Genomic DNA, 15,523 nt, shown 5'->3' on the forward strand with positions numbered 1-15,523 from the left:
TTAAACAAATATTTTTTGTTTACATTAAAAAAAGGGGAATCATATGAGAACACAAAGAAAAGTTGTAAATTCACTTGCTTTAACCATCGCCCTTGGAGCATCTGCTACAAATCTTCAGGTAAAAGCTGACGAAGTGGTTACTCCAGTGGCTGAATCCGCTGAAACAGTCGTAACAGCAACACCAACTACTATTTCTGCTGAACAAGTGGAACAAGCACAAGAAGTCGCAACAGCAGACGCACAAGCTGTTGAAGCACAAACATCTGTCGATACAGCAGCTCGCCAAACGCTTGTGACTGAAACTCAAGCAGTAGAAACATTGACTGAAGCCGTAGCACAAGCATCTACAGCACAAGAAGCTCTTCCAGCAGCTGAAGCTGAAGTGGCTACTCAAACAGAAGCTGTAGCACAAGCTCAAACGGCTGTCGATACAGCTCAAGAAGTTGTAGACTCAGCGAATGCTGAAGTAGCAACAGCACAAGCATCTGCTGACACAGCAAATGCAGTTGAAGCTCAAGCATCAGCGACTTTGGAAGAAGCGAAAGCACAACCAGTAGTAACTGCTGAAAGTGTAGATGCTCAAATTGCTGAAACTAAGAGCACTATTTCTGAAAAAGAAGCTGAAGTAGCTAAAACAGCCGTAGAAATTGCCGCAACTGACGGTAAAATTGCAACGGCACAAGAAGCTGTTGATAACTACAAACCAACAACCGATACTGAAACAGTAGCATCAAGTAATTATGTTGAAGCAACAGGTGCTGACCGTGATATGGAAGACATTATCCGTGAAACATTCCCTGACGCAAATCCAGCTGATTACGCACGTCAATTTGAAACCGTCATTTTCGATGGTGAAGACACCAAAACAGTTGAATTAACAGCTAAACAAGCTAAAGAATTGGCTGAAACAGGTTCATTCACTTACACATTTGATGCGAAAGCAGTATCAGAAGAAGTGGTGAATATCATTAACGAATTGCGTCGTATCAACGGTATTACATTGACACCACGATATGGTATGACTCAAGAAGATATCGCGTTGAAAGTAACCGATAGTTTTGTAGACTTTGCAACCACACGAGCGCAAGAATTGGCAACCGATTTTTCACACAATAGTACATTAACTGACACTACCAATGGATATGATATCAATAAATTGGGCGAATCAATCGCAAAAGATAATTACAGTTTCGTGAGCGCCACTAATAACACATCAAAAGCTCTATCACACTCTGAATTAGCATATAACTTGGTACTTGGATGGTTTAGTGAATATAGTAATATGCGCGTGACATTCGGTCACCGTAATCATCTGTTAAGTGATGCTACCGGGAATTTGGCTGTCGGTATGGCAACCGACGGAACAAGTCAATATTTTGCGCTTTTATCTGATAATGATGCCCGCACTATTCTTTTCCAACAATCCACAGTAGATGGTAAGTTGACACAAACTTACAACGGTGAGCGTTTGAAATTCTTGCCAAAACGTACATTTAATTATGTCACAACTACAGTGGTAGACAATAGCCAAGCGCTTAAAGACGCAGTCGTTGCCCTTGAAGCTGAGAAATCAGCCTTGCTTGCGCAACAGTCACTTGCATCTGACGCATTGAATCAAGCAGTATCCGCTCTTGCTACATTGGAGCAAGCTAAGACTGACATTACCCTTGCAAATGCAAAACGTACTGCGGCAATTGCAGAAGCACAAATGGCATTTGACAATGCAAGTGCAACGGCTAAAACAGCAAACGCTACCTTGCGTCAAGCTCTCGCATCACAAGAAGAAGCTCTTGCAAACTTGGAAACAGCTAAGGGTGAACTTGCAGATGTACAAGCTGACTTGGCAACAGCTAAGGCTAAAGTTGCTGAATTGAAATCATTGCTTGCAAATCAAGACCAATTGCTTGCTGATTTGGAAGCTGCTAAGGTGCGCCTAAGCGACGCCGAAGTGGCTAAGGGTGAGTCAAGCGCATTGCTCTCTGAATTGGTAGCGAAAGCTGAAGCATCACAAGCTAAGGCAGACCGCCTTGCAACCTTGTTTGCCTTGCAAGAAGAATTCAACACAGTGATTACTGAAGATGAAGTAACAGCAACACCAAAAGATGCACCAACAGCACCAGTATTGCCATCAGTAGACTTCAATGATTTGTTCAGCAAACCATCAGAAGAACCACAAACAACTGTGGGAGTACCGAAAGATGGTGATAAAGGTCAAGATTTGAATGTTATTGACAATGTTGATAATGAAAAGACAGTTGTCGCTCCGACAGTTTATAAGCCACAGGCAGGAATTACTGTTCAACAAACTGCCACTGGAGAAAAAGTAACTTATTCACGTGTTGAACGTGCTCATACATTGCCAAATACAGGCTCAGAGGATAATATTGTTTTGATGGGCATTGGAGTTGTCTTAGCTGGTCTAGGTCTTGCAGGAGCAAGAAGACGTAGACATGGATAAAATGGAACTGATTTACAATATTGTGAGTGTGAGGAGATAAATTTATGAATACCTATTCTAAAGAAGAACTCATGGAAATGTTGGGGTATAGTTTTCAAGTTCTGAAAGCCGTAAAAGATTTAGACGATGCTATTTTAAGGGTGCAAGATAGAGCAGCTAATAAAATTACAGGAAATTATATAAAGCTTCGTTCTTGGTATAACAAAGCTCTTGCAATTTTTATTTTATTTTGTATTGTATTAGGTGCTCTCCAAGGAAAATATGCACTTGGGATGCAAACAATCCAATTACTTGAAACAGCAAAGATTAGGTCATCTATTGATTCATTATTCTAAGTAATGTGGTGAAACAGAATTTTGAACTTCTTAAGATTAGATAAAACAATTGAATTTAAAATTAAGAGATAGTGAATAATAAGCATCACTATCTCTTTTTGCTACGAGTAACAGATAAAAAAAGAAGCCCAACCTTGAGCTTCATTTGGAGACAATTTGGAGACAGTTCAAACCAATTTATCTCATTTAAATGCTTTGTATAGGAGTTAGAATGCTGTTAAATCAAGGATTCTTAGCCAAAGTTACTCTTATATATTATTCCCACTCAATTGAAACAGGTATCCTCCTATCCCTTGTGGGACAAGGGATTAGAAGTAGTATATACATCAAAGGGGGGTGTTTTAGGGGGGATTGATTTTTTCATATGTTGGTTTCCATTAAATTTTACTCTAGTTTCATGTGCAGTTTGTATGTTAATTGCATTAGTGAGTAACTGGGCTATCTCTTTATCAGCACCACTGTACAAGTGAGCATAGTGACGCAAAGTTATCTCAGGACTTGAATGTCCTAATCTCTTTGAAAGCGCAAGAATAGAAGCTTTTAACTCATTTAAAACATAGCTTGCATGACTATGTCTTAGACCTTTAGGTTGAATCCTACGAACGCCCGCAAGCTCTGCATATCTATTTAATATTCGATTTATTGTTGACTTTATCATAGGGTAACCATCGTAAGTAAATATAAAGTCATTTTCTTTACCAAGTCCTATTTGAGTTTGTATTTCTCGCCATTGTCTCAATATACTGACAGTTGTATCATCTAATTCAATGATTCTTTTGCCATCATCTGTTTTTGTATATTCTTTTCTAATGTATTTTTTTCTTGATTGAACCTCAAGCATGTGGTGGATGCGTAATTGTTGTTGCTCAAATGCAATATCACTCCAAAACAAAGCAGTTCCTTCATTAACTCGAATACCAGTCGTATAATATAAATATAGCATTACAAAACACAAATGTTCATATACATCATCTAGGCATATTTGTTGCAAGACTAACTCGAATTCCGTCCTTGTCCAATAAGGGACAATTTGCTTTCCTTTCGGAATTGCCTTTACTTTTTTTGAAATATTGTATTCAAGAAAATTTCTTTCGACAGCTTTATCAAGTGTTTTACGAAACATACCAAAAACTAGGGAAGCATATGATTGACTGTAACCTGAGCCTCCATTGTTTTCGTCTGTCAGTAGCCAAATCTTAAAATTATCAACATCGGTCACGCTTATTTCACGTAGTTTTATATCACCAAATTTTTCAATAATCAGTTGTAAAGCTGGATATCTAGTATTAAACGTTGAGGTCTCGACATATGAACGATAGTAAGGAATATATACTGTGTCCATAAATTCTCGATACTTCATATGATAAAAAGAATAGCCATCTGCTTTATGGTACTCTCTTTTTATCCTAGTAACTTCTTTATGCGCTTGAAGTGCTGATGTAAAGATATTCCCGAATCTATCTTTTGATTTTTTCCTCCTTATCCTTTCACCTGTTACTTTATCAGTACCTAACTCAATCTGATAAAAAAATTTACCTGATTTTAGGTCTTTATAAACACCTGGGTACTTAGTTTTTTGTTGGGTTTTGTTTGCCATTCTCTTCTGTCTCCTCTGAAATTTTTACTCCAATTAACGATTCGACAGCAGAAGCTGGAACAATACCAAGTCTCTTGTTATTATACAAATAATAACCTTGATTGACAAGATTCAGCTTTACTTGTTTGATAATTCCTGTGGCTTGATATTTTGTAAAACCCATCTTCATCAAATGGGATTTTTCAATCATTCTGTCTGTCATCATCTTCCTCCTTTGAAATTTTGAGAGTCATTTCTTTGTACTTGTTATAAACATCTGAATTAAATTCAATTTTGTCTTTTTCGGGCTCATAGTAAGGATTGTCTATTCGCTCATATTCTACATATTTATTTTTTTCGTTATCGAATTTGTATGTAATAATAGCTTTATCAGTTACTTCTTGGAGCAGTGTAATCCGTCTAATGAGCTGAATCACAGTATCAATTTTCTTATCAAAACCAACTTGTTTACTGATTGATTCATAAAATTGAAAAGGTGAAAATGGGGTGTTTATTATTATTGTAGTTGCGATGATTGGTTTATCAAAGAAACGGCTGGAAGCAGTAGCATCAGCATTAAATGGGTCAATGATAAGTAAGAAATCAGCGTAATTAAAATTACCTCCCCGACCTGGTCTGATTTCCTCGATAATTATAGTCTCTTGTGAAGCGACATTTTGAAATGGGTCACGTGAAGAACCCGTTGTATAAAATGGTTTTCCAAGCGACTTTGCAAAGTGTTTACATAATCTTGATTTTCCAGTTCCTGATGGCCCATAAAGCCAAATAATTTCTCTCTTAAACCCATTTTTTAGTGCATTTTCTTTCCAATTTTCAAAATCAATTTCTGTTCGTCTTTTCTTAGCTTTTGAAAATTCTCTATCGTATTTCACAAGTGTATATCCATCAACCTCTTTAATTGCTTCGTCGAATGTTATATCTCCAGCGATTATTTTATTTATGAGATTTCGGACAACATTGATTGTTTTTTCTTTTCTAGAGTTAGAGTGGATTTTTGACTCAATACTCTCGATTCTTTCAGCATAGTCAAAATTTGCGATAACTTCATCTACTGGATATTGATATTTCTCACTTGCATCTTCAGTACGATGAATTAAGTAAGAATAAGCATTATTTACTTTACCTCTCCATGCTTCGAAGAAGTTCGGTTGAACTACAAATCCATTATGTGAAAGCTTGTTGATGATTGAATTTAACCAGACGGCATTTTTGAATCTGACGATAATATGATAGTGTGGTTCTGAATCAATATCTTTATCGTGTATGATACCTGCAATTTCAAACGGATTCAGTGTTTCTTGAAATAATTTGATTATTTCTTGCAAATTCTTAATTGAGAGGCTTTCTACTGTTGAACAGAACATATAAGCAGTATGTCGAATTGAGGGTACCTTTTCTGACATTTTTCTCTTTTTCTTCATTTTATTCCTTTCAAATCTTGACAATGACAATGTAATTCATGCTGTCTATAACAAGCCCAGACAGCATGAATTTCTAGAGCAGATATTACTCTTGACAATGACAAAATAAAAATTTGGATAATTTAATCGCTATGTTTCGTCAGTGCAAATCTTCAATAAATGTTCTTACGAAATGCACAATTGAAATAGAATTTTAGAGGAAATATGATAAATTTTTCGTTATTTTTCTCAATAATGTATGCTAATTCTTGTATAAACTAGAACGATAGAAAAATTGATTACTTGTTAAGTGATACTGCTCAATAGCTATCCTTTGCTCTTGTTGATGCTGATTTTCTTAAGAACTATGATTTCATTCATCTGTCTTGCAGGCTTCAACAGACTACATTCAATCACAGTTCTTAAAAGAAATTATCAGCAAAACAACAAATCGAGCAACGATAGATTGAGTGTTTCACTTAAGTACAAGCAATCAATTTTTATCGGTTTCTAGAGTTATTTTAAAGAATTAGTCATATATTAACTGAGAAAGCCAATATAAAAATCGAAAAATAGGGTTATCATCTTTCCAATCGTCAAATTCTTTTTCTGCTTTGCGCTTATCTCGTTCAAGAACACGTATTTCTTGATTCACACTTGCACGTTCTCTAATAGCGTTTGAAATATCTTTCTCAACTTTTTCTTTGTCACTGAGTAATCGATTTAACTCTGCATTTCTAGAAGTTAATACTGACTCTGTTCTTTTTAAATCAGCTTTTGTATTTTCAAGTTGCTCATTGTACAGATTTTCTTGTAGTCGTAAAACAGAAGAAGTATCACAATATTCACCAGTATATTTATTTTTAAGTACTAAATACACCGGTGCTTTTTCTCGTTCTTCATGACCGATTATCATTTCTTCTAGACTACTTGAACATTTTAACTTGAAGTCTTTTTTTGACATTTCGCTATAAGTGATGAGAGCAATGTCAAAGTCAGTTGCTTCATTTTGTAGTGTATGCTCAGCGACAGTCGATGACAAAGTTATCTTCATTTTTCAGTTTACCTTTCTTTTTTATTCAAATAACTGAATTGATTCAGCTCTGAAATATATCGCACCATTGTAGTCATAAGCTTCTAAATTCTGAAATTTATATCCAATAAAAATTTTTAAATTTTTATTTAATTCAGCTGGAAGTGCAACTTGAAACGGCTCTGAATTGTCTTGCATAAACCAGTATTTGTATCCTGTTATCTTATCCGTTCTACCATTATCGTTGTACTTAAATTTCAAAGTATAGTCGGTAGACAATAAATAATATGGTTTGCTAACATCAGTTACAACGCTGGCTAAAACTGAAGGACTTAGTTTTTTTGTTTTCATTCTTAATTTCCCTCTCATTTCGATGGTCTTTTTTGTAGTATACTTTTGTGTTAAAATATTCTACAAAGAGTTAAAAAAATCAATTAACGTTAATCTACATTCATTATATCTGCAATAAACTTGTGTGTAAAAAACAGAAAATAGTTCGAATCCGAATTTGTGAAATTATATAATATTCAAGTTATATAAATAGGCTCACATGCTAAATAGTAGGTTTCAGAGTTTTATGATAAAATCCGATAGGAGCAATATTATGAAAATTTATTTCAATGAAAAAGAGCTTGAAATAGCTTCTGTAGCAACGTTTTTAAAGGGAACATATGATTTTGTAGAATACAAAAATAATATTTTTTCTGAACAGATTGAAGAATTTGATAAGTTAAATGGCCAGTACAGGACTGACCACGATATATTATTTAGAATTTTTCAAGAAGAAGTTGAAGAATTGATTGCTCAATCAATGTTTGTAGAATTAAGCAACAAACTAGCAAAAGTATTTGCTAAGGAGCCACTTGCAATAAACTATACTCATTGGATTGTAGAAGAGATTACAAGCAAGGTACGACTAGATAAAAAGAATAAGGAGCAAATGCATAAGTTAATTGCTGATTTTATCCTTTACATCTCTGAAAATTATTATGATAAAAAAATGGAGACACAGCTACTCGCTACTGAATCGTTAGTTACGCTTATACAATTTGTTAATGAAGAGATATTTCTTAATAAACAAGAAATTGAGTTTTTAATAAATAATCAATACCTTACAAAATCTGTACAGATTAACATTGAGAAGAATGATGATTATAAGCTCGAATCTTTAATACGTTTGGTCAGAAAATGCTCAACTGATAACCACAAGAATTTTAATGGTCACTACGAACTAAAGGCAACACTAGAAGCAATTCAACGAAGTCGTTTAAGCAAATCGCCACAGAAAATTTCTACTCTTATTCCTGAAGAATATAGAAAGTTAGAGAAGAAGTGGGAAGGAACAAAGTTACAGTTGAAAAATATTATTGAAGAATATCAAGGTTTAGACGAAAATATAAACTATACTTTAAATAAATTGAGTGATGATTTCGAAGACTATTATTTGGAACTAAGGAAATGTATTCAGAAAGTTACAATTACTATGCTTATCATTGAAAATTTGAATCGTAGCAGTTCTGAGTTAGAAATAATGACTATTGAAAATGTCCTAGATTCCCTGAATATTAAGAAATACTCCTTTAAAAGTATTTTGGAAAAATGGAAAGATTTTGAGAACGAACTCGAAAAGCAGGACCTTGAGTCAATGTATTACAAAGATATGTATGATTTAATAGATGAATATTTAGGAAAAGCAATTGATTATAGCAAATATTCGAATGATTTTGAAAAGTCCATTATTCAATTATTACTTAAGGTTGAAGAAGCACTCGCAATTACAGATAATAGTGATAAATTGTATCTAGATATTAAAAAGAAACTTCAGCAGTCCAAGGAGGATTGCCTTGAATATGCCAAAATTATTGATATGAGATTAAAAAATTTCTTAGAAAACCGAATATACTAAAAGCCAAGCGATTGTGCTTGGCTTTTAGTATTCATCTAGTTCATGTTTGATTACGTCTTCAACATTACATTCAAGGATTTCACATAATTTATCAATTGTTTTTGTTGTTATTGGTTCACCTAATTTCATTCGATGTAACGTATGTGCGGAAATTTTTTCAACCTTGATTAAATAATATTCTGAAATTCCTCTTTTATTCAAAGTCTCATAGAAGGGTTTATATGAAATCATGTTATTACTCGCTCTTAAATTCTCTTATATAAACAATATGGTAACATTACCAACATATTGACTATATTCAATTTATTGAGTATAATTTTAGATAATAAATGTAGATAAAACATCTACTGTTTTGAAACAGACTAAAAACAGTGATTACGCAGATAAATAAATACGTTAGATTAATTCCTACCAGTGACTAATCTTATGACTTTTTAAACAGATAACTAAAATTACAAACAAATCGTTTAACTTCTGTATTTGTTTATAGATGTAATCACTTCAGGAGTGATAACATGAACAAAAATATAAAACATTCTCAAAACTTTTTAACGAGTGAAAAAGTACTCAACCAAATAATAAAACAATTGAATTTAAAAGAAACCGATACCGTTTACGAAATTGGAACAGGTAAAGGGCATTTAACGACGAAACTGGCTAAAATAAGTAAACAGGTAACGTCTATTGAATTAGACAGTCATCTATTCAACTTATCGTCAGAAAAATTAAAACTGAATACTCGTGTCACTTTAATTCACCAAGATATTCTACAGTTTCAATTCCCTAACAAACAGAGGTATAAAATTGTTGGGAATATTCCTTACCATTTAAGCACACAAATTATTAAAAAAGTGGTTTTTGAAAGCCATGCGTCTGACATCTATCTGATTGTTGAAGAAGGATTCTACAAGCGTACCTTGGATATTCACCGAACACTAGGGTTGCTCTTGCACACTCAAGTCTCGATTCAGCAATTGCTTAAGCTGCCAGCGGAATGCTTTCATCCTAAACCAAAAGTAAACAGCGTCTTAATAAAACTTACCCGCCATACCACAGATGTTCCAGATAAATATTGGAAGCTATATACGTACTTTGTTTCAAAATGGGTCAATCGAGAATATCGTCAACTGTTTACTAAAAATCAGTTTCATCAAGCAATGAAACACGCCAAAGTAAACAATTTAAGTACCGTTACTTATGAGCAAGTATTGTCTATTTTTAATAGTTATCTATTATTTAACGGGAGGAAATAATTCTATGAGTCGCTTTTGTAAATTTGGAAAGTTACACGTTACTAAAGGGAATGTAGATAAATTATTAGGTATACTACTGACAGCTTCCAAGGAGCTAAAGAGGTCCCTAGCGCCTACGGGGAATTTGTATCGATAAGGGGTACAAATTCCCACTAAGCGCTCGGGACCCCTTGTAGGAAAATGTCCTAAGTGTGGCAACAATATTGTATTAAAAAAATCGTTTTATGGTTGTTCAAATTATCCTGAATGTACCTTCACTTTAGCTGAACATTTTAGAAAGAAAAAACTCACCAAAACAAATGTAAAAGAATTACTAGAGGGAAAAGAAACCCTGGTAAAAGGAATCAAAACGAAAGATAGAAAGTCCTATTTCTTTGCAAAGATGGTATTAGTAAATATTGGAATTTAAGAGGGTTTAGGCTCTCTTTTTTTGTCTGCAATGCGAAGCGCAGACAATCGCACGCATTCGTGCGAAAAGAGGTCATTGGGAGCGTTGAGCGACCTTTGACCGATAACTGTTTATACGATTATTTGGGACTGCGTAGCAGGCAAAAATGAACGTATAAACAGTTATCTTGTTGTTTAATTGTCTAACTCGTTTTTTTATTTTTTTCTTTTTGTGGCATGATTAAGGTATGAAGATATTGAAGAACTAGAGCAGTGATAAAAATAAAGAGGAAAAAAATAGTGCAATGTTATTCATGAGGAAAAAGAAAAATAGAATTGAGGAAATGTAGTAGAAAGAAAAAATGTGTAGAAAGGAATTTTTTAGAAGAGGAAAAAAGGGAATGAGGAATCAAGTTTAGTAGTTTAGTAAGAGGAAATGGAATTAGTCACAAACCGAGTTTTTCAATGAAGTCAGATTAAAGAACCAACTTTTCAAATGGTATTCATAGCATAGAATTAAAAAGTTGCTCATTTTGTCATCGCATAGACAGTAGAAAAAAGTTGCGCATTGAGGGAAAGCCCTCGGCATAGGAGATTGATTTGCTCCGAAGTTTGACCGACAGGTCTGAATAATTGAGAAATGTCCTTAATAGAAAGGGGTCAATATGGCTGATAAAGAAATCAAGCCCAAGGGGCGCTGGGCTAAGAAGAAAGCGTCTAAGAAGAAAAATCTTTCTAAACCAAGTTATAGAAAGACAGGTCGCTTGCGTTTACAAGACATGCTGAAAGCAGGGCTTGGAACGAAGCGATCAAAAGATAAAGCCGAAGCTGATACGAAAGATAAAATCTATTCTAAAAGAACTTTTACTACGTACAAAAATCAGTTTCGCTATTTTGCTGACTGGTTGGAAGTAGCTCATCCAGAAGCCGTAAGCATTGAAGATGCGTTAGGCTATGTGGATGAATACTTACAACATTTGATTGATATAAAGAGGTCTGCTTATTCTATCGCAACTGCAAAGGCAGCACTTGCCAAAGTGTTTGGAGTTGAAGCGACTCAATTCATCGCAACACCTCCACGCTTGCGTGCTAACGTCAAGCGTTCACGTGATGAAGTGAAACGTGATAAGCATATCTCTAAGAAGAAAGAAGAAGCCCTGGCACGTTTCACGAGTGCGACAGGCTTGCGCAGGGCTGAAATGCAAAGAATTGAAGCCGAAGACCTTTTCTTTGAAAATGGCAAGGCTTGGTTGAAAGTAGATAAAGGAACGAAGGGCGGTAAGCCTAGAAAAGTAGAGATTTGTGGTAAGACGGAAGCGGAAACAAGAGATTTAGTGAATTGGATTCAATCCCAAAAAGGAAGATTGTTTCCAAAGTTATCATCTAACTATGATAACCATAGCTACAGAGCTAGCTATGCAATGCGAATGTATAAGAAGTATGTTAGGAATTTAGATAAATTGCCTATCAAAGAAAAGTACTATATGCGAGGGGATAGAGCTGGAGAAGTTTTTGACCGTTACGCAATGAAGATTGTGTCCGAGAATCTTGGACACAACCGAATAACAGTAATTGCACAATCTTATTTATATACCGACTAAAAGAAGAAAAAGAAAAAGGCTTGCAGAAATGCAAGCTTTTTTCTTAGCAAAATTTAGCAGAGAGGTTAATATTTCCCTAAAAAAGACCACTTCAGAGAGAAGTAGTAGGAGTGAGCTTATGCCGAGAAAACTTTTGACTAAAAGCTGGGCCGAAGTACGCTTGGACGGGCTGAGCCGAAAGGCTTTAGCGTTTCGGGCAGGCACGTCAGCAGGACGACTGGCCAAGGTTTCTTTTAGTCAAAAGGAAATTGGAATAAGTCAGCGAACAGGTAAGAATTGCGACTAACTTTATTTTAGTGTATAATTAACGTGTCGAGGGAACAAGTTTACTTAAAGGAGGAAATATTATGACTACAGCATTGAAAAATGTAGCATTTAAAATGGATTCAGATACTTTAGATTTAGCTAGCGAGGTTATTAAGGAGAATGGATATAACCTTAATAAAGTGATGAGATTGTATTTGAAGAATGTAGCTATTACTAAGAAAATTGATTTGCCAACTGAAGAAGAGTTAGACAATGAATTTTTGTTTATGCAGTTAAAGAGTGAAGTTAAACAAAGGGTTTCAGATGTACAGAATGGAAAATATTATTCTGATTCTGATTTGGTAGAACGATATGGATTATAAGATTAAATATGCGGAAGGAGCGCTGAAAGATTTGGACAAAATCTATGATTTTGTTTCAAATGTCAGCGTTTCTGGAGCAAAGAATATAGTCAATAAGATTCGTTCGAAAGTTAATAATTTAGCTTTTATGCCGTCAGGGTTTGATTTTGATGATAGAATTGGACGCAGATTGCATGACAGTTTCAAAACAGAAGCGATAATCTCAGGAGATTATCTTATTCTGTTTGTGGTAGATGAAAAGAATAAAGAAGTGATTATCACTCATTTTATTTCTTCGAAATCAAATTATATGAGGTTGTTAAAAAAATAGAAAGGTCAACAAAGACGAAAAGCCCAGACGGCAATCTGGACTTTTCTGAGAAAATTTAATTACTTAATTTGTTGAATAGATTATAGCATGAAATCTAATGAAATTCAAGTCCTTGACCCTACTCAAAGAAGAGAAAAAGGGGATAAAGGGATAGTTATAAATGAGTGGGAAAAATTGACCGCCCCTTCTAACAGGCGGCTAACCCACCAAAATTTGCGTTTTTTGTTTTCTTTGAGTTGGTCTATTGACCGAATTACAATCGTAGGCAACCTAAAAGAATTTGAGTTTGACCATACTTTCGTAACAGAGGACGGAGAAATTTTCTACCGAGAAGGCGAGAAATTCACGCTTAATCAAGCTATGCCACTCCTAGCGAGCGAGGAAGCAGCCGAGCGAGCTGGCAACGGGTGGCGATTGCTTGATAAGTATGGAGAGAATATTGCCTACGTTGAAACTCTGCCTTTCAAAGACCCAAGCACAGGCAAAGAGAAAGGGCGGATTGATTTCAATCCTAACAAAATCGAAAGCTTTTTGAAAACAGATTTGAAGTCGTTTATATCAATGATGTTTGATAATCCGCACTTCTCTCGTGCCGACGTGGCTTGCGATATTCTTGATTTACCAGATGACTACGTGAGCCAATATCGCTTAGTCGATGCGGTATCATTCAGACCATATTATGGGATGAATGGAGCGCTAGAGACAGCGTATTGGGGCGCACGTTCGTCCGAACGACAAGTTCGAATGTATAACAAGAAACTGGAGCAAGAGAAACACCGTCAGATTGTACCTGAAGAGGTGCAATCGTGGTGGAGATTAGAGCTCCAGTTACGAAGAAGCAAAGCGGATGAGTGGAGCGGAGTAGTAAATGAAACGCTAGATTCTTTTTACTCGCCTTTCTATTTTCCGTCAGACATTAGCTTTAGAGAAAAGGCTATTCTGCGTGGCTTACACGCAGATCATAGTCTTTGGTCTGAAGCGTCTGACAACACAAAAAGAAAGTATCGTAAGCTATCTAAACGTATTGCAAAAGAAGATGAGCTTACACAACATCTCAAAGCTAGCTTTTCAGAGAACATAGACACGTTGAAGCGAGAGCTGGAAACGTGGCTAGGGGCTATGAAAGTAAATGATGAGGAGGAATAAAGCATGAAGTTAGAATCATTTGGTCAAGCAGTCGATATGGCTCGCAGATTGCGACATTATCTATGGGTTTAACATGGATTTTATCATTAAAATCATGAGTATTGTCCGAGAGTGATTGGTCTTGCGTATGGTTAACCCTAAAGTTATGGAAATAAGACTTAGAAGCAAACTTAAGAGTGTGTTGATAGTGCATTATCTTAAAATTTTGTATAATAGGAATTGAAGTTAAATTAGATGCTAAAAATTTGTAATTAAGAAGGAGGGATTCGTCATGTTGGTATTCAAAATGCGTAATGTAGATAAAACATCTACTGTTTTGAAACAGACTAAAAACAGTGATTACGCAGATAAATAAATACGTTAGATTAATTCCTACCAGTGACTAATCTTATGACTTTTTAAACAGATAACTAAAATTACAAACAAATCGTTTAACTTCTGTATTTGTTTATAGATGTAATCACTTCAGGAGTGATAACATGAACAAAAATATAAAACATTCTCAAAACTTTTTAACGAGTGAAAAAGTACTCAACCAAATAATAAAACAATTGAATTTAAAAGAAACCGATACCGTTTACGAAATTGGAACAGGTAAAGGGCATTTAACGACGAAACTGGCTAAAATAAGTAAACAGGTAACGTCTATTGAATTAGACAGTCATCTATTCAACTTATCGTCAGAAAAATTAAAACTGAATACTCGTGTCACTTTAATTCACCAAGATATTCTACAGTTTCAATTCCCTAACAAACAGAGGTATAAAATTGTTGGGAATATTCCTTACCATTTAAGCACACAAATTATTAAAAAAGTGGTTTTTGAAAGCCATGCGTCTGACATCTATCTGATTGTTGAAGAAGGATTCTACAAGCGTACCTTGGATATTCACCGAACACTAGGGTTGCTCTTGCACACTCAAGTCTCGATTCAGCAATTGCTTAAGCTGCCAGCGGAATGCTTTCATCCTAAACCAAAAGTAAACAGCGTCTTAATAAAACTTACCCGCCATACCACAGATGTTCCAGATAAATATTGGAAGCTATATACGTACTTTGTTTCAAAATGGGTCAATCGAGAATATCGTCAACTGTTTACTAAAAATCAGTTTCATCAAGCAATGAAACACGCCAAAGTAAACAATTTAAGTACCGTTACTTATGAGCAAGTATTGTCTATTTTTAATAGTTATCTATTATTTAACGGGAGGAAATAATTCTATGAGTCGCTTTTGTAAATTTGGAAAGTTACACGTTACTAAAGGGAATGTAGATAAATTATTAGGTATACTACTGACAGCTTCCAAGGAGCTAAAGAGGTCCCTAGCGCCTACGGGGAATTTGTATCGATAAGGGGTACAAATTCCCACTAAGCGCTCGGGACCCCTTGTAGGAAAATGTCCTAAGTGTGGCAACAATATTGTATTAAAAAAATCGTTTTATGGTTGTTCAAATTATCCTGAATGTA

General features: G+C 35.0%; 16 protein-coding genes and 3 pseudogenes. 13 read left to right on the forward strand and 6 right to left on the reverse strand.

Annotated elements, in window-relative coordinates:
• Positions 1–43: 43 nt before the first annotated feature.
• Positions 44–2,458 carry an LPXTG cell wall anchor domain-containing protein gene (locus tag ODU39_RS02710; protein WP_398579797.1) on the forward strand — a complete coding sequence of 805 codons (2,415 nt, stop codon included), beginning with the start codon at positions 44–46 and terminating at the stop codon, positions 2,456–2,458.
• Between the two features lie 44 nt (positions 2,459–2,502).
• Entirely contained in the window at positions 2,503–2,793 is a 291-nt protein-coding gene (locus ODU39_RS02715) for a hypothetical protein (protein ID WP_105153032.1), read from the forward strand.
• A gap of 286 nt (positions 2,794–3,079) precedes the next feature.
• Here the strand turns inward: ODU39_RS02715 and ODU39_RS02720 are convergent, their stop codons facing one another.
• The 5 genes from ODU39_RS02720 to ODU39_RS02740 all read right to left on the reverse strand — a co-directional run bounded on the left by ODU39_RS02720 (position 3,080) and on the right by ODU39_RS02740 (position 7,174).
• Entirely contained in the window at positions 3,080–4,390 is a 1,311-nt protein-coding gene (locus ODU39_RS02720; RefSeq protein ID WP_398579798.1) for a tyrosine-type recombinase/integrase, read from the reverse strand.
• Complete coding sequence (locus ODU39_RS02725; RefSeq protein ID WP_024406347.1) at positions 4,362–4,592, reverse strand: DUF3173 family protein; 231 nt, start codon at positions 4,590–4,592, stop codon at positions 4,362–4,364. Before ODU39_RS02725 ends, ODU39_RS02720 begins: the two co-directional genes overlap by 29 nt.
• Complete coding sequence (locus ODU39_RS02730; RefSeq protein ID WP_024406348.1) at positions 4,573–5,811, reverse strand: Rep family protein; 1,239 nt, start codon at positions 5,809–5,811, stop codon at positions 4,573–4,575. Before ODU39_RS02730 ends, ODU39_RS02725 begins: the two co-directional genes overlap by 20 nt.
• 508 nt (positions 5,812–6,319) lie before the next feature.
• Positions 6,320–6,844: a hypothetical protein gene (locus ODU39_RS02735; protein WP_024406349.1), complete on the reverse strand. Its 525-nt coding sequence runs from the start codon at positions 6,842–6,844 to the stop codon at positions 6,320–6,322.
• 21 nt (positions 6,845–6,865) lie between these two features.
• The gene (locus ODU39_RS02740) at positions 6,866–7,174 is read right to left on the reverse strand and encodes a hypothetical protein (RefSeq protein ID WP_024406350.1); all 309 of its coding nucleotides are present in this window, start codon (positions 7,172–7,174) and stop codon (positions 6,866–6,868) included.
• A gap of 253 nt (positions 7,175–7,427) precedes the next feature.
• Between ODU39_RS02740 and ODU39_RS02745 the strand changes: the two genes are divergently transcribed.
• On the forward strand, positions 7,428–8,729 hold the full coding sequence (locus ODU39_RS02745) for a hypothetical protein (protein ID WP_024406351.1): 1,302 nt from the start codon (positions 7,428–7,430) through the stop codon (positions 8,727–8,729).
• 24 nt (positions 8,730–8,753) lie between these two features.
• On the opposite strand, the gene ODU39_RS02750 is transcribed toward ODU39_RS02745, so the two are convergent.
• The gene (locus ODU39_RS02750; RefSeq protein WP_024406352.1) at positions 8,754–8,960 is read right to left on the reverse strand and encodes a helix-turn-helix transcriptional regulator; all 207 of its coding nucleotides are present in this window, start codon (positions 8,958–8,960) and stop codon (positions 8,754–8,756) included.
• 284 nt (positions 8,961–9,244) lie between these two features.
• On the opposite strand from ODU39_RS02750, the gene erm(B) (ODU39_RS02755) reads away from it, so the two are divergent.
• The 10 genes and pseudogenes from erm(B) (ODU39_RS02755) to ODU39_RS02800 form a co-directional block, all read left to right on the forward strand.
• Positions 9,245–9,982: a 23S rRNA (adenine(2058)-N(6))-methyltransferase Erm(B) gene (gene erm(B), locus ODU39_RS02755; protein ID WP_174854706.1), complete on the forward strand. Its 738-nt coding sequence runs from the start codon at positions 9,245–9,247 to the stop codon at positions 9,980–9,982.
• 169 nt (positions 9,983–10,151) lie between these two features.
• A pseudogene (locus ODU39_RS02760) lies at positions 10,152–10,391 on the forward strand (topoisomerase DNA-binding C4 zinc finger domain-containing protein); the annotation flags it as partial.
• A 643-nt stretch (positions 10,392–11,034) separates the two neighbouring features.
• Positions 11,035–11,970 (forward strand): integrase domain-containing protein, encoded by a 936-nt coding sequence (locus ODU39_RS02765; protein ID WP_032510706.1) that lies wholly within the window; start codon positions 11,035–11,037, stop codon positions 11,968–11,970.
• 347 nt (positions 11,971–12,317) lie between these two features.
• Positions 12,318–12,599 carry a hypothetical protein gene (locus ODU39_RS02770; protein WP_032510707.1) on the forward strand — a complete coding sequence of 94 codons (282 nt, stop codon included), beginning with the start codon at positions 12,318–12,320 and terminating at the stop codon, positions 12,597–12,599.
• Complete coding sequence (locus ODU39_RS02775) at positions 12,589–12,909, forward strand: type II toxin-antitoxin system RelE/ParE family toxin (protein WP_032510708.1); 321 nt, start codon at positions 12,589–12,591, stop codon at positions 12,907–12,909. Before ODU39_RS02770 ends, ODU39_RS02775 begins: the two co-directional genes overlap by 11 nt.
• An 87-nt stretch (positions 12,910–12,996) precedes the next feature.
• Positions 12,997–14,055 (forward strand): replication initiation factor domain-containing protein, encoded by a 1,059-nt coding sequence (locus ODU39_RS02780; protein WP_277838697.1) that lies wholly within the window; start codon positions 12,997–12,999, stop codon positions 14,053–14,055.
• 139 nt (positions 14,056–14,194) lie between these two features.
• A pseudogene (locus tag ODU39_RS02785) lies at positions 14,195–14,278 on the forward strand (MLS leader peptide); the annotation flags it as partial.
• A 48-nt stretch (positions 14,279–14,326) separates the two neighbouring features.
• The gene (locus ODU39_RS02790; protein ID WP_013641314.1) at positions 14,327–14,410 is read left to right on the forward strand and encodes a 23S rRNA methyltransferase attenuation leader peptide; all 84 of its coding nucleotides are present in this window, start codon (positions 14,327–14,329) and stop codon (positions 14,408–14,410) included.
• 124 nt (positions 14,411–14,534) lie between these two features.
• Positions 14,535–15,272, forward strand: a complete 738-nt coding sequence (gene erm(B), locus ODU39_RS02795) for a 23S rRNA (adenine(2058)-N(6))-methyltransferase Erm(B) (RefSeq protein ID WP_174854706.1) — start codon at positions 14,535–14,537, stop codon at positions 15,270–15,272.
• A 169-nt stretch (positions 15,273–15,441) separates the two neighbouring features.
• A pseudogene (locus tag ODU39_RS02800) lies at positions 15,442–15,523 on the forward strand (topoisomerase DNA-binding C4 zinc finger domain-containing protein); the annotation flags it as partial.

The organism is Streptococcus sp. 2021WUSS126 (assembly GCF_044427255.1).
Lineage (GTDB): Bacteria > Bacillota > Bacilli > Lactobacillales > Streptococcaceae > Streptococcus > Streptococcus hashimotonensis.

Bases quoted from the DNA above. Each gene is read 5' to 3' on its own strand.
- ODU39_RS02710 (WP_398579797.1), top strand. From the start codon at position 44: ATGAGAACACAAAGAAAAGTTGTAAATTCACTTGCTTTAACCATCGCC.
- ODU39_RS02715 (WP_105153032.1), top strand. From the start codon at position 2,503: ATGAATACCTATTCTAAAGAAGAACTCATGGAAATGTTGGGGTATAGT.
- ODU39_RS02720 (WP_398579798.1), bottom strand. From the start codon at position 4,390: ATGGCAAACAAAACCCAACAAAAAACTAAGTACCCAGGTGTTTATAAA.
- ODU39_RS02725 (WP_024406347.1), bottom strand. From the start codon at position 4,592: ATGACAGACAGAATGATTGAAAAATCCCATTTGATGAAGATGGGTTTT.
- ODU39_RS02730 (WP_024406348.1), bottom strand. From the start codon at position 5,811: ATGAAGAAAAAGAGAAAAATGTCAGAAAAGGTACCCTCAATTCGACAT.
- ODU39_RS02735 (WP_024406349.1), bottom strand. From the start codon at position 6,844: ATGAAGATAACTTTGTCATCGACTGTCGCTGAGCATACACTACAAAAT.
- ODU39_RS02740 (WP_024406350.1), bottom strand. From the start codon at position 7,174: ATGAAAACAAAAAAACTAAGTCCTTCAGTTTTAGCCAGCGTTGTAACT.
- ODU39_RS02745 (WP_024406351.1), top strand. From the start codon at position 7,428: ATGAAAATTTATTTCAATGAAAAAGAGCTTGAAATAGCTTCTGTAGCA.
- ODU39_RS02750 (WP_024406352.1), bottom strand. From the start codon at position 8,960: ATGATTTCATATAAACCCTTCTATGAGACTTTGAATAAAAGAGGAATT.
- ODU39_RS02765 (WP_032510706.1), top strand. From the start codon at position 11,035: ATGGCTGATAAAGAAATCAAGCCCAAGGGGCGCTGGGCTAAGAAGAAA.
- ODU39_RS02770 (WP_032510707.1), top strand. From the start codon at position 12,318: ATGACTACAGCATTGAAAAATGTAGCATTTAAAATGGATTCAGATACT.
- ODU39_RS02775 (WP_032510708.1), top strand. From the start codon at position 12,589: ATGGATTATAAGATTAAATATGCGGAAGGAGCGCTGAAAGATTTGGAC.
- ODU39_RS02780 (WP_277838697.1), top strand. From the start codon at position 12,997: ATGAAATCTAATGAAATTCAAGTCCTTGACCCTACTCAAAGAAGAGAA.
- ODU39_RS02790 (WP_013641314.1), top strand. From the start codon at position 14,327: ATGTTGGTATTCAAAATGCGTAATGTAGATAAAACATCTACTGTTTTG.